11 protein-coding genes are annotated in these 13,134 nt (G+C 65.5%); 3 read left to right on the forward strand and 8 right to left on the reverse strand.

The window, feature by feature from the left end:
• Window positions 1–83 precede the first annotated feature (83 nt).
• Window positions 84–998 (reverse strand): phosphoribosylaminoimidazolesuccinocarboxamide synthase, encoded by a 915-nt coding sequence (locus AC0L3C_RS12505; protein WP_473262414.1) that lies wholly within the window; start codon window positions 996–998, stop codon window positions 84–86.
• A gap of 77 nt (window positions 999–1,075) precedes the next feature.
• Entirely contained in the window at window positions 1,076–1,993 is a 918-nt protein-coding gene (locus AC0L3C_RS12510; RefSeq protein WP_473262411.1) for a pirin family protein, read from the reverse strand.
• A gap of 268 nt (window positions 1,994–2,261) precedes the next feature.
• Here AC0L3C_RS12510 and AC0L3C_RS12515 point away from each other — a divergent pair, with 268 nt between their 5' ends.
• Together AC0L3C_RS12515 and AC0L3C_RS12520 are read left to right on the forward strand one after the other, a co-directional pair.
• Window positions 2,262–3,323: an AraC family transcriptional regulator gene (locus tag AC0L3C_RS12515; RefSeq protein ID WP_473262409.1), complete on the forward strand. Its 1,062-nt coding sequence runs from the start codon at window positions 2,262–2,264 to the stop codon at window positions 3,321–3,323.
• A gap of 145 nt (window positions 3,324–3,468) precedes the next feature.
• On the forward strand, window positions 3,469–4,893 hold the full coding sequence (locus AC0L3C_RS12520; RefSeq protein WP_473408122.1) for a serine hydrolase domain-containing protein: 1,425 nt from the start codon (window positions 3,469–3,471) through the stop codon (window positions 4,891–4,893).
• Window positions 4,894–4,898: 5 nt separating this feature from the next.
• Here the strand turns inward: AC0L3C_RS12520 and AC0L3C_RS12525 are convergent, their stop codons facing one another.
• A complete protein-coding gene (locus AC0L3C_RS12525) occupies window positions 4,899–6,266 on the reverse strand; it encodes an MmgE/PrpD family protein (RefSeq protein WP_473262405.1) in 1,368 nt (455 codons plus the stop codon).
• A 124-nt stretch (window positions 6,267–6,390) separates the two neighbouring features.
• Here AC0L3C_RS12525 and AC0L3C_RS12530 point away from each other — a divergent pair, with 124 nt between their 5' ends.
• Window positions 6,391–7,506 carry an FUSC family protein gene (locus AC0L3C_RS12530; protein ID WP_473262403.1) on the forward strand — a complete coding sequence of 372 codons (1,116 nt, stop codon included), beginning with the start codon at window positions 6,391–6,393 and terminating at the stop codon, window positions 7,504–7,506.
• Between the two features lie 62 nt (window positions 7,507–7,568).
• Here the strand turns inward: AC0L3C_RS12530 and AC0L3C_RS12535 are convergent, their stop codons facing one another.
• The 5 genes from AC0L3C_RS12535 to murA form a co-directional block, all read right to left on the reverse strand.
• Window positions 7,569–8,882, reverse strand: a complete 1,314-nt coding sequence (locus AC0L3C_RS12535) for an SMI1/KNR4 family protein (protein WP_473408123.1) — start codon at window positions 8,880–8,882, stop codon at window positions 7,569–7,571.
• A gap of 40 nt (window positions 8,883–8,922) precedes the next feature.
• On the reverse strand, window positions 8,923–9,612 hold the full coding sequence (locus AC0L3C_RS12540; protein WP_473408124.1) for a 2-hydroxychromene-2-carboxylate isomerase: 690 nt from the start codon (window positions 9,610–9,612) through the stop codon (window positions 8,923–8,925).
• Entirely contained in the window at window positions 9,609–10,097 is a 489-nt protein-coding gene (locus AC0L3C_RS12545) for a DUF2867 domain-containing protein (protein ID WP_473262396.1), read from the reverse strand. Before AC0L3C_RS12545 ends, AC0L3C_RS12540 begins: the two co-directional genes overlap by 4 nt.
• The gene (locus tag AC0L3C_RS12550) at window positions 10,094–11,488 is read right to left on the reverse strand and encodes an MATE family efflux transporter (protein WP_473408125.1); all 1,395 of its coding nucleotides are present in this window, start codon (window positions 11,486–11,488) and stop codon (window positions 10,094–10,096) included. The genes AC0L3C_RS12545 and AC0L3C_RS12550 overlap by 4 nt, the downstream gene beginning before the upstream one ends.
• A gap of 190 nt (window positions 11,489–11,678) precedes the next feature.
• Window positions 11,679–12,974 (reverse strand): UDP-N-acetylglucosamine 1-carboxyvinyltransferase, encoded by a 1,296-nt coding sequence (gene murA / locus AC0L3C_RS12555; RefSeq protein ID WP_063992128.1) that lies wholly within the window; start codon window positions 12,972–12,974, stop codon window positions 11,679–11,681.
• Window positions 12,975–13,134 lie beyond the last annotated feature (160 nt).

The raw sequence follows: 13,134 nt of genomic DNA on the forward strand, positions 1-13,134 counted from the left end.
TATGGGTCCTGGCTTTCGCCAGGACGACACCGCGGAGGCATCGAGCCGGTTGGCAATGACGGAGCGAGAGGCGCCGACTGGGGCTAGATCTTCAAATCCTGCCCCGTCACGCGTCGATACGCTTCAAAATACCGCTTGCTGGTCGCGTCCACCACGCTTGCCGGCAACGGCGGCGGCGGGGCGTCGCCGTTCCAGCGACCGGCGCGGCGTTCGACGTCGAGATAGTCGCGCAAGGGCTGCTTGTCGAAGCTCGCTTGCGGCTGGCCCGGCTTGTAGGCGTCGACGGCCCAGAAGCGCGAACTATCCGGCGTCATGACTTCGTCGATCAGGATGATGCGGCCGTCCTTGTCGCGGCCGAATTCGAACTTGGTGTCGGCGATGATGATGCCCTGCTCGCGGGCGAGCTCCTCGCCGAGCGTGTAGATCGCGCGCGTCATGCTCTCGAGCGTGTAGGCCGTCTCGTCGCCGACGACCTCGCGCATCTTCGCGATGGTGATGTTCTCGTCATGGCCGGTCTCGGCCTTGGTCGCCGGGCTGAAGATCGAAGGCTCCAGCTTCTCGCTCTCGACGAGGCCCGCCTTCAGCTTCTCGCCGGCCAGCGTGCCGCTGGCTGCATATTCCTTCCAGGCCGAGCCCGAGAGGTAACCGCGGATCACGCATTCGATCGGAAACACCGTGGTGCGGCGGCAGAGCATGGCGCGGCCGAGAATTTCGGCGCGATGCGGCTTCAAGGCCGGCACGGCGGCGATGATCTCGTCGGTGTCGGCGCTGATCATGTGATGCGGCACCACGCCTTCGAGTTCGTTGAACCAGAACGCGCTGATTTGCGTCAGCACCGCGCCCTTCATCGGAATGGTCTCGCCCATCACGACGTCGAAGGCGCTGATGCGGTCGGTGGTGACGAGCAGCAGGCGGTCGTCGTCGATGGCGTAGATATCGCGCACCTTGCCGCGCCCGATCTTGGGCAGCGGCAGGTCGCTGGAGAGCATGGCGGTCATCGGCAGAACTTTCGGAGCAAGGCCTTGCGACAGGACATCCGGCCGCGCCTGATCGCGCGACCGGAAACCGGGATAGCCTATTCCGGCAGCGGAATGAACTCATGTTCCTGCGGAACTGCGGCGAAGCGGCCGGTTTTCCAGTCCTGCTTGGCCTGCTCGATCCGCTCCTTGCTGGAGGAGACGAAATTCCACCAGATGTGGCGCGGGCCTTCCAGGGCGTCGCCGCCCAGAAACATCATCCGCGTGGCCTTGAGCGCCTTCACCGTGATGCGGTCGCCCGGGCGGAAGATCAGCAGCCGTGGCCCCTCGTAGCGCTCGTTCGCGATCTCTACCTCGCCGTCGACGACGTAGATCGCGCGCTCCTCGTGATCGGGATCGAGCGGCACGGTGGCGCCCGCGACCGCCGTGACCTCGGTGTAGAACCAGGGCGAGACCATCGAAACAGGCGAGGTGACGCCGAAGGACGAGCCCGCGATTACCTTCGCCGTGAAGTCGCGCTCGGTGACCATCGGCAAGTCACCCGCGCCGTAGTGCTGGAACGACGGCGCGATCTCTTCCGACCCTGCCGGCAGCGCGATCCAGCTTTGCAAGCCCAGCATCTTCTGCCCCGAGGCGCGCTGCACATCCGGCGTGCGCTCGGAATGCGCGATGCCGCGGCCGGCTGTCATCAAATTCATCGCGCCGGGCTGGATCTCCTGGATGTTGCCCTCGCTGTCGCGATGCATGATCGCGCCGTCAAACAGATAGGTGACGGTGGCAAGCCCGATATGCGGGTGCGGCCGCACGTCCATGCCCTTGCCGGAGACGAATTGCACCGGCCCGAAATGGTCGAAGAAGATGAAGGGTCCGACCATCTGCCGCTTGCCATGCGGCAATGCGCGCCGCACCGCGAAGCCGTCGCCGAGATCGCGCGTGCGCGGCACGATGACAAGATCGAGCGCATCGCAGGACATGGGATCGCCGAGCACGGGATCGTTCGAGGGTTGCCAGCTCATGGTGGACTCCTTTTGGCTTTTTCGAGCTAAATCGTAGCAGGATTTCGTGCGGCCGTCGCGGCTAAGCCCGGGCCACATACTCCGCCGTCATCGCCCGCGAAAGCGGACGATCTAGTACGCCGCGGCCACTCGGTTCAATCATGGCCGTCTCGGCGTACTGGATCGTCCGGTCAAGCCGGACGATGACAGCCGTGGTGCGGATGGTGCTTGAAAAAATCAATCCGACGGACGATGTTCGGCTCGCCCATACCAATGGCCACAGCATCTGATGACGTCAGCCGCCCTTGAACTCGCATTCCGCGCCGCTTCTGTGGCGTTGCTATTAGTGCTGGCGGCATCGCTTGTCAGCGATTTCCGCAATGTGCTGGCAGCCCGGCTCGGCGCGGCCTTTGCGCTCGGCTCGGCCGCGCATGCCGCGAGCTATTCCGTCGGAATATCGTCGCTGGTCCCGGCATGGCATGCGCCGCTGATTGCACTCTCGACCGGCAATATCGTTGTGTTCTGGCTGTTCACGCGCGCGCTGTTCGACGATGAGTTCCGCCTGCGCCGGTGGCACGGATTGACCTGGGGGTTGGTGACAGCGTTCAGCTTCGTCAGCTGTCTCTGGATCGCACCCGGCGGACATGTCCGGCTCGTCGTCACCTCGGTGAACCTGATCGTGCTCGGCTTCATTGCGCTCGCGATCATGCAGACGATCGGCTCATGGTCGGCCGATCTGGTCGAGCGCCGCCGCCGTGTTCGCGTCTTCATCGTCTGTGCTGCCGCGCTCTATGGCGGATTGAACGCGCTGCTCCAGATCCTCGTCGTCGGCAGTGACATCGGCGACGTCGCCAACACCATCAATACCGGCGTGCTCGCCAGTATTGTCGCGGTCATCGCTTATGCGATGATGCGCGTCGATGGCGCCGATCTGTTTCCGGCCGCCACGGAGGTTGCGCCGGCGATCGCGGCGAGCCCGCCTGTGGGCGAGGGCGCCGCCGACCAAAAGCTCATCGACGCCCTGATGCGGCTGATGGCGGACGAACGGATCTATCGCCAGGAGAACATCAGCATCGGCGTGCTGGCGGGCCGGCTGCAAATTCCCGAATACCGGCTGCGCCGGCTGATCAACCAGGGGCTCGGCTACCGCAATTTCAATGTGTTCCTGAACAATCACCGGATCGAGGAGGCCAAGGCCGCGCTGGCCGATCCCGCCCAGGCCGAGGTCCCCGTCATCACCATCGCGATGGATTCCGGCTTCCAGTCGCTCGGCCCTTTCAACCGCGCCTTCAAGGCCGTGACCGGCGTGACGCCGACGGAATACCGGCGGCTCAAGGTGAATGCTGTCTAGGCTTTAATGCACTGAAATATAGCGGTTATTTCAGAATCGGCGAGCGTCCTGCGGTTTTCGACTACGCCGTTTTCCAAATCCGGCGAGCGGGCACCGCGTGGATGCTGCTTCGTCTCCGGCACGCGCCTCAAGCCGGAGCAAGCCCGTGACCCGCCGCAAGATCGTCCTTCTCGCCACCGCCATCGCCCTTGCCGGCCTCGCGCTCGGCGCGGTTCGCGCTCATGACGTGCCCAAGGTCGCCACCGGCTTCATCGCCGACGTGCTCTGTTCCGAGACGTTTGTCTCAGGCCTCGATGTCAGGCGCAATCTGACCGAGACCGTTGATGCGATGCCGGGCGCCGGTCTGCTGACCTGGGCGATGGACTATCAGGTCGATCGCGCACGCAAGGACGTCACGGTGACGCTGTTGGGCATTGGCCGCAGCCATGCCGTCTACCGCGAGGGCCTCGGCTGCACGCTCGAGCACGGCACTGACATCGCCGACGTCAGGCTCCCGCCAGATGACAGGCAGCCGGCATTGCTGCCCGAGATTGCCGGCCCCGCAATCGTGTCGCCGCAAAGCCCGGAGCTGTCAGCCGCGCTCGATCGCGCCTTCGCCGAGCCCACATCGCCGCCATACCGCCGCACCCGCGCGATCGTCGTCATGAAGTCGGGCCGCATCATCGCGGAGCGCTATGCGGACGGCATCGGACTGGAGACGCCGCTGCTTGGTTTCTCCATGACCAAGTCGGTGATCTCGGCTCTCACCGGGGTCCTCGTGCGCCAGGGCCGACTGAAGCTCGACGGGCCAGCACCGGTCGCCGCCTGGACAAAACCGGACGATCCCCGTCACGCCATCACTGTCGATCAATTGCTGCGCCACACCGCGGGCCTGGCGCTCGGCAGCTCGCTTCAGGCCTCGCTCGGCTCGGCGTTCGAACCGGTCAATCGCATGAAATTCATCGAAGACGACATGGCCGCCTATGCCGCGAGCATGCCGCTTGCGACCGCGCCGGGCACCGTGTGGAACTATCACGATGGCAACACCATCATGCTCGCGCATCTGATCGGCAACGCGGCCGGCGGCAATCCAGCCGATGCACTTGCCTTCGCGCGTCGCGAATTGTTCGCGCCGCTCGGCATGCGACATGTCACGCTCCAGCTCGACGGCGCCGGTACGATCAAGGGGTCGAGCGAGATGCTCGCATCCGCGCGCGACTGGGCGCGGTTCGGCCAGCTCTATCTCAACGACGGCGTCGCCGGCGGCAACCGCATCCTGCCCGAAGGATGGGTGAATTACTCGGCGTCGGCGACGCCCAATGCCTGGGTCGGAATCGGCGCCGGCTTCTGGACCAACCAGGGCGACAGTTTTGGCGCGAATTTCCGCGTCGACCACGGCTGGCCGCGCGATGCCTTCTTCGCCAAGGGCACGATCGGGCAGTACATGATCATTATTCCTTCGGAGAAGCTGGTGATCGTGCGGATGGGTCGCTCGCCGAACTGGCCGCCGGAAGCGGACGGCGTGTTCGATCTCGTGCGCGACGTGGTCGCGGCAACGCGCGAGAAGGGAAAGCTGGCGGGGGAGGACTAGGAGCTTTACCTCCCCAGTTCCGTCGCCTTCGCCACGCGGTCGAACCGCTCCAGTGTCATGATCGCGTCCGCGAATTTCTCCGCACGCGCGTTCAGCACCGGGCGGGCCAGCGTCAAGAATTTCTGCTGCATCGCTTGCGCATCCGGGAACGAGGTCGGCTCGCCGGAAGGGTCGGCAAAGAGCCGCTCGTGCACGCCGTCGTCCGTCGTGATGCTCACGCGTGCGCCAAAGGGGTGGGTGCGGCCGATCTCGAGACGGTCGTCCTGCACCACGTCGAACTTGTCGGCGAGCGCGTCGATGGCTGCGTCCCCGAGGCGGGCGTAGTCGTCCCAGCCGAATGAGCCCTGGTCAAGCGCGAGCGCGCCGGTGAAGAACATCGAGAACTGGCCGCCGACGATCGAGGTCGGGTGCCGCTTGGTCGCGGCGTCGCCGGTGAGCGTGATGCCGTTGCGATGCAGGCCGATTTCGACGCGCTTGATCTGATCGGGCGTCAGATTGTGCTCGCGCCGCATCGCGATCAGCGCGTCGATCGCGGCGTGGGTATAGCGGCAGCTCGGATACGGTTTAACGCCGATCTTCATGGTCTCGTAGGTTTTGCCGAGCTCGGCGACCGCCTTGTCGGGATGCGCATCGTCGGTGTAGCCGGCGAGCAGGCCGTGCTTGCCCTCGACCGATTCCGTCGCGCCGACGAAATCGTTGCGCGCGAGCGTCGCGGCGATCACGCCGTTCATCGCGGCGGCGCCGACCTGGTAGCGCTTGTTCCAGGCGCCGTTGACCAGGAATTGCAGCGAGCCCGCGGCCTGGCTGCCGGCGACGCCGAAGGCGGCGATGAGCTGTTGCTCGGACAGGCCGAACAGCTTGCCGGCGGCCGCGGCTGCGCCATAGGTGCCGGCGGTGGCGGTCGGATGGAAGCCGCGGGCATAATGCGAGGTCGGGTCGAGCGCGTTGCCGAGCCGGCAGCAGACCTCGTAGCCCGCAACGATCGCGGTCAGCACGTCGCGGCCCGACGCGCCGACCATCTCGCCGATGGCGAAGGCCGCCGGAACCACCGGCGCGCTCGGATGCAGCGAAGAGTCTGCATGGGTGTCGTCGAAGTCGAGCGAATGGCCGAGCGCGCCGTTGAGCAGCGCCGCGACCGCCGGCGTCCAGGTCTTGCTGTCGCCGAAAACGGTGGATTCGCCCCTGGTGTCGAGCGCGAGCGCCTCCAGCATCTTCAGGATCGAGGGGGTCGATTCCGCTTCGCTGCGGGCCCGGATCGCGCTGCCGAGGAAGTCCAGCGTCAGCACTTTCGCGCGATCCAGCACTTCCGCCGGAATATCCTGGAATTTCAGGTTGGCGACATAGGCGGCGAGCGTTGCGGTTTCGTGAGCCATCGTGTTTCCTCGTTTTGGCGCGCAAGTTAGGCGGGCTGATTTGGCCTTTCAAGCGGGCTCGGGGCCGCGGGCATCAGCTATGCTTTTGGCTGGCTTTACGAGGATCGGACCGGGATACGCGACCATGGCATTCGCAGGAGAGCTGTTCGACCGGGTCTGGTCGCGAAAGACCCAATTGGGGCTGGCGGTCCGGGTCACGGTTGCGGCCACCGGCGCCTACGCGCTCGCCACCGCGCTGAATCTGTTGTTGCCGCTCTGGGCTGTCCTCACCTCCATCATCGTGACCCAGATGAGCGTCGGGCGATCGCTGAAGGCGACACGCGATTACATGCTCGGCACCATCGGCGGCGCGATCTATGGCGGCGCCATCGCGATCCTGATCCCCTATTCCGGCGAACTGGGCCTGCTGGGCCTGCTGGTGCTGGCCGTGGCGCCGCTTGCCTTCGTCGCATCGATCTATCCGAATCTGAGCTCTGCAACGGTGACGGCCGTGATCGTGCTCGTGCTTCCCTCGATGCATCATGCCGATCCCATGGCCTCGGCGATTGATCGCGTCAGCGAAGTTTCGGTCGGCGCGGTGACGGGGCTGCTGGTCTCGTTCCTGGTGCTGCCATCGCGCGCGGTCCGGCAAATCCGCGCCAGCGCGGCGAAGCTGCTGGAATTGATCGCAGAGGCCTTCACCGAATTGCTCGCGGGCCTGACGCGCGGCCGGGACAATGACGCGCTGCATCGGATTCAGGACGGTATCGGTACCGCAATGGTCGGCATGAACACCATTGGCGCCGAGGCTGAGCGCGAGCGCTCTGCGCGATTATCGAGCGGCCCGGACACCGGCCCGTTGTTGCGCACGATCTTGCGGCTGCGCCATGACGTCGTGATGATCGGTCGCTCGACCGTTGTGCCGCTGCCGGCCGAGGTGCAGACGCGGCTTGCCGCGCCGCTGACGGAGGTCTCGACCGTGATCGCGCGCTTCCTGCGTTCGGCCGCCGCCGCCCTGCGCGAAGGCGCCGGCGCGCCGCCGATCCATCCCGTCCATGTCGCGCTCCAGCATTACGCCGAGGCGGTTGCCGCCGTGCGCCAGGACGGCCTGATCCGCGGCCAGCCGAGCGACACCGCGGAGCGCTTCTTCGCACTCGGCTTTTCGCTCGAGCAGATGCACCAGAATCTCTGCGATCTCGACCGCGTCGTCGGCGAATGGTCCGAGGCCGCGGCCGACAAGCCCGCGCGCGTGGTGGAGTGAGCGGAGCGTTTTCGAGCGAAGTGGCTATCGTGTCGCGTAAGAAAAACGCGTCGGCATAGAGTTCAGAGCTCGAAGAACGCGAGCGCCGTCGCATCGCGCCGCGTGATGCCGTCCGTCAACGTCTTCAATGCAACGTCGAAACTCGGTTGGCTTTGTTCCAGCTCCCATCCGCCGTCGTGATCCCACTGGAAACACTGGCCAGAGCGCTCGCCGGGCTCGATATGGAGCAGCAGACAGCGGCTGAGCTGCGACGGTTCGGCAACCGGGATCAGATGCTTGAGCGAGACGCCATATGTCTTGCGGAAATAGGCGCAGGCTTCTTCGAGCTCGTCCTCGGAATGGGCAATGAAGTTCAGGACATTGCGCCGCTGTGTGGTGAGCTCGCCCGGCGAATAGAAGCGGAGTTCGGACGAGGATTCCGGCAGCCGTACCAGCAACTCGGTCTCGCCGCGCCTCAGCAGGAATTTGCGATAATCGCGCGGCAACGGGGCGCCGAGCGCCTGCTCCGCCGCGCTGACGTCAGCTTCGCTCGCCGGCGTGCCGCGTTTCCAGCGCCAGCCTCTTACAGATTTGCGTGCCTTGCGCTGCGCCACATGTTCGGCATAGCCGGGCAGCGCCATGATCTCCTCGAAGCCGCCGAACTCGGACCATTGATAAGCATCGTCGAAGGCTTCCTCGCGCCGCTCGGGAAAGTGGCTGCAGAGCAACTCGGCGCGCTTGACGATGCGGGTCTGGCTCGGGGCGACCTTGCAGAGATGCTCGATCGTCTCTAGCGCGGCCTCGGGATTGCCGGCCTCGATATAGGCATCGCTCAGCAATTCCAGGATGCTTCCTTCGAGATCTCCTTCGTAGATTGACCACGCATAGTGCGGCTTTTCGGCGGCGCGCCGTGCAACCAGAGCGTCGCGCGCCTGCTCGGCGAGGCGCACTGCCTGTGCCGCATCGTCTCCGGCAGCGTAGCCGCGACGCGCGTCATGCCAGAGATATAGCGGCTCATGTACGGCGGGTGTACCCCTCAGCGTCTCGAGCTGCCTTGCCTGCTGTTCCATTGGCGCGCTCAGCGCCAGCACCATGAGTTCGTCCAGGCCCTTCTGCCAGTCCGGCTTGACCTGCGGATCGGGCGGTAGCTCGCGCAGCGTATATTGGGTGTGGCAAGTCTCGACGTAGCCGGCAGCGACGAGGTCGGCCATATGGCGGCGAAAGGCCGCGGCAGCGTCCGCCATGTTGGAGAATTTCTCGCGCAGAAATTCATCCGCATCGGGATCGCCGCTCCAGTTCATGTTGATACCGATCACCATGGGATCTCTACCCGGGATCAGCATCAACTCGCGATCGTCGTCGCCGGGCGGACGGTGGAAGAATTTTGCCAGGTGCATGCGAGCTCCGAAGGCGCCGCCGGGATTGGGGCGCAACGTCTCAGTCGCACGCACGCAGAGGTTGGTTCACGGCCGCGGCTTGTCGCTTCGCCAGCCCCTTGCTCTCCATGCGCCAGACCAGCAAATCGATGCGGTCCTGGCCGAAGAACGGCTCGTTGTCGAACACGAAGGTCGGCACACCCCAATGGCCGGAGGCGGCGTGGTCCTTCTCGTTCTCCGTGATCACCTGCTCGTAGCGATCCGGGTCGGCGGTGATCGCGGCATCCATCGCGGCGAGATCGAAGCCGGCCTTGTCGGCGGCGCGCGCGAGATGATCGCCTTCGTTCCAGCCCGCCACCGAGCCGTCCCACAGCACGCGGGCGATCGCATCGGTGAATGCGAGCGAGCGTCCCTCGAGCTGCGCCATGGCACCAAGCCGGGTCAGGCGGTGGATGTAGGGCTGCTCCGCCGCGACGTCGAACGTGACCTTGTCCTGCACGATCGGATCGGGCCTCGGAAAGCGGAACGGAATGCCTTCGTGCTGCGCCACGCGCGTGCTGTCGAGCACCACATAGCGAATGAAGTTCGGGCTGGCCTTCTTGAAAAACCCGGGCACACGGACTGCGAGCGGATAGACCGGCCGTAAATTCACCGCCAGATCGTAGGTTTCGACCAGCTTCAGCGTTTTCGGCAGCGCCAGATAGCTGAACGGGCTGCGAAAGGAGTAAAAGAGGTCGAGGGAGAGCGTCATCGCGCCGGCTCCGCGAGCCGCCCCATCATGCTGCGGGCGACGAGCTTGTGAAAGGGCGTGATGAGCGCGAGGTAGGCGCGGCCCAGCCGATTGTTGGTCCGCACCAGCGTGGTCAGGGTGACGTGGCGCGGCACCGCTTCGCCGGCCACATCGACCACGATGCGGAAATCGAGATGATAATCATTGAAGCCGGCGACCAGCTGCTCGGGCGTTTCACTCAGCACCGGAAACAGGCCGATCAAACCTCCGGGCGCCGGTGCGCCCTCGCCCGATGTCTTCAATCCAAAGGGCGTCACCAAAATGTTGCGCAGGCGTGTCAGTGCAGCGATCCAGCGCGGTCCGTGCAACACCATCCTGGTGCAGACCTCGCGGGCATTCACCGGTGCTGGGCCGATCTCCACGCGAAAGGAGTCGATGAACTGCGCACCGGCCAGCAGCGTGCCGGCGTCGACATCGGGGGTAACTTCGCGGACGGTTCCGTTCATCCCGCCAGTTTGCGCGTCAGCATACGGAAGCGCAAGATCAGAAGTCCGGCATAGACGAACGATCCGATCGACAGTCCGATCCAGACACCGACCGCGCCGAGATCGGCGTGAAAAGCGAGGTACCAGGCGATGGGAAAGCCCACGCACCAATAGCCGATCGCGGCGAATACCAACGTCATCCTGGTGTCATTGATGCCGCGCAGCGCGCCGCCCATGATGGTCTGGATGGCATCGGCGATGAAGAAGGTCGCGCCGACCAGCAGCAGCTTCGCGGTCAGCTCGACGGTCGGCATGCTCACCTCGCCACTGCCGAAGAACAGCCGTCCGAGCTGATAGCGGCCGAAGATGATCGCGACAGTCAGGGCCGAGACGAACGCGATCCCGATCACAGCTGCGACGAGACCTGCGCGCTTCACCCCGGCCGGGTCGCCGCGGCCGAAGGCATGGCCGACCCGCACAGTGGCCGCCATGCCGATGCCGAGCGGGACCATGAACAGCACGGCGGTGACCTGGAGCGCGATCTGATGCGCCGCGAGCGCCGTGGTCGAGATCAATCCCATCAGCAGCGCGGCCGAAGAGAACAGGCCATATTCCAGCAGCAGCGAGAACGAGATCGGGGCGCCGATCGCGATCAGTTTGCGCATCAGGGGCCAGTCGATCCGCCAGAGATGGGCAAGCGGACGATAATCCGCGAACGGCCTGCGCAGCCCCGCAATGGCGAGCGTGGCGACGAACGTGCCGAGATTGACGATGGTGGTCGCAAGCCCCGCGCCGAACAGGCCGAGCTCCGGCAGGCCGAACAGGCCGTGGATCAGGGCGTAGACCAGCGCGGCATTGACGGGGATCGCCGCGAGCGTGATCCACAGCGGGGCCTGCGGACGGTTCACCGCACTCATCATGCTGCGCAGCGCGATGAAGCCGAGCGCCGGCGCGATGCCCCAGGCGAGGCCATTCAGATAGCGCTGGGCGAGCGCGGCCGAATGCGGCGCCTGGCCGAGTGCGACCAGGATGTGCTCGCCATACAGCGGCGAGGCCATCATCGGCAGCGAGATCAGCAACGCGACCCACAAGCCGACGCGCAAGGAGCGGCGGATGCGCCTGATATCGCCGGCGCCAAAGGCTTGCGCGACCAGCGGCGACACCGCCGCCATTAATCCGAGCCCGAAAGTGAAGCTGACGAAATAGACTGTATGCGCGAGTGCTGCTGCCGCGACCGCGCTCTCGCCGAGCCGCCCGATCAGCGCGAGATCGGTCGTGATCATCGCGATCTGCCCGAGCTGCGTCAGCATCATCGGCACGGCCAGCCGCAGCGTCTCGACGAATTCGCCGGCGAGAAGATTTGGCGGCACGCCGGCTTGCGGCTGCGAACGAGGCTGGACGGTGTCGAGCATGATCACCCAATAGCACCACCGAGCGACGAAAACATGGCCCTCGTGTCCCGGACGCGCGAAGCGCGAGCCGGGATCCAGAAGTTGCGGGCACGGCTTCTGGCCGCGTGGACCCCGGCTCAGCAGCGCATCACTGACGTGCTGCGCTGCGTCCGGGGCACGAGACCATTTTCGGATTGGGAGCCGAAGCGCCTCACCCCTTCCGCTCGGGCACGCGCCTGATCTTCGCGCCGAGCGCATTCAGCCGTTCGTCGATGCGCTCGTAGCCGCGCTCGATCTGGTCGGCGTTGTTGATCGTAGAGGTGCCCTCGGCACAGACGGCCGCGAGCAGCATGGCCATTCCGGCGCGAATGTCGGGTGAGGTCATTGTCGCGCCGTGCAGCCGGCTTGGACCGGCGATGATGGCGCGATGCGGATCGCACAGCACGATGCGCGCGCCCATCGCGATCAGCTTGTCGACGAAGAACATCCGCGATTCGAACATCTTCTCGAACATCAGGATCACGCCCTCGCATTGCGTGGCGGTGACGATCGCGATCGACATCAGATCGGCCGGGAACGCCGGCCAGGGCTGGTCTTCCAGCTTCGGCACGTGGCCGCCAAAGTCGTCCTGGATCTTCAGCGTCTGGTTCGAGGGCACGATGAGATCGTCGCCCTCGATGCGGCAGACGATGCCGAGCCGCTCGAACCCCATGCGGATCGAGCGCAGATGCTCGACGCCCGCGCGCACGATGCGAAGCGGCGAACGCGTCACGGCGGCAAGCCCGATCAGCGAGCCGACCTCGATGTGGTCAGGCTGGATCCGGTAGGTCGCACCGCCCAGCGTCGCCGGACCGTGCACGATCATGGTGTTGGTGCCGATACCCTCGATCTCAGCGCCGAGCGCGACCAGGAAGTTGGCGAGGTCCTGCACATGCGGCTCGGACGCGGCGTTGCGCAAATAGGTGGTGCCTTCGGCGGCCACGGCCGCGACCAGCGCGTTTTCGGTCGCGGTCACGCTGGGCTCGTCCAGGAACACGTCGGCGCCGGTCAGCTTCGAAGCGCGGAATTCGAGCCGGTCGGTCGCGGTGACCTTGGCTCCTAATTGCTCGAGCGCGAGCACATGCGTGTCGAGCCTTCGGCGGCCGATGACGTCGCCGCCAGGCGGCGGCAGCATCACTTCGCCGCAGCGGGCGAGGAGGGGACCCGCGAGCAGGATAGAGGCGCGGATGCGCACGCATAGCTCAGGATCGAGATCGGCGGCGCGGATGCTCTTGGCGTGAATATGAAGCGTGTTGCGGGCGGTCCATTCCGCGGCAGCGCCGACCGAGCGGATCAGTTCGACCAGCGTCTCGGTGTCGCGGATCCGCGGCACGTTTTCCAGCGTCACCGGATGCTCGGTGAGCAGGGCTGCCGCGATGATCGGCAGGGCCGCATTCTTGTTGCCGGACGGCTCGATCGAGCCCGAGAGCCGGTGACCGCCCTCGACGATGTACTGGATGGGCGCCACGGGGTCTCTCGCTGTCGTGTTGGGTGGGGCGGCTGGTTTGGAGGCGGAAACTACCGAGAATTGAGCGCGGGAGCAATTCTGCACTTGTCGCGGCTCGATCTCGCTTCGCAGCCCCGACACAGGTGCGCTCCCTCTCCCGCTTGCGGGGGGGAGGGCTGGG

The organism is Bradyrhizobium sp. WSM4872, from assembly GCF_055811715.1.

Bases quoted from the DNA above. Each gene is read 5' to 3' on its own strand.
- AC0L3C_RS12535 (WP_473408123.1), bottom strand. From the start codon at position 8,882: ATGCACCTGGCAAAATTCTTCCACCGTCCGCCCGGCGACGACGATCGC.
- AC0L3C_RS12550 (WP_473408125.1), bottom strand. From the start codon at position 11,488: ATGCTCGACACCGTCCAGCCTCGTTCGCAGCCGCAAGCCGGCGTGCCG.
- AC0L3C_RS12525 (WP_473262405.1), bottom strand. From the start codon at position 6,266: ATGGCTCACGAAACCGCAACGCTCGCCGCCTATGTCGCCAACCTGAAA.
- AC0L3C_RS12510 (WP_473262411.1), bottom strand. From the start codon at position 1,993: ATGAGCTGGCAACCCTCGAACGATCCCGTGCTCGGCGATCCCATGTCC.
- AC0L3C_RS12540 (WP_473408124.1), bottom strand. From the start codon at position 9,612: ATGACGCTCTCCCTCGACCTCTTTTACTCCTTTCGCAGCCCGTTCAGC.
- AC0L3C_RS12545 (WP_473262396.1), bottom strand. From the start codon at position 10,097: ATGAACGGAACCGTCCGCGAAGTTACCCCCGATGTCGACGCCGGCACG.
- AC0L3C_RS12530 (WP_473262403.1), top strand. From the start codon at position 6,391: ATGGCATTCGCAGGAGAGCTGTTCGACCGGGTCTGGTCGCGAAAGACC.
- AC0L3C_RS12505 (WP_473262414.1), bottom strand. From the start codon at position 998: ATGACCGCCATGCTCTCCAGCGACCTGCCGCTGCCCAAGATCGGGCGC.
- AC0L3C_RS12515 (WP_473262409.1), top strand. From the start codon at position 2,262: ATGACGTCAGCCGCCCTTGAACTCGCATTCCGCGCCGCTTCTGTGGCG.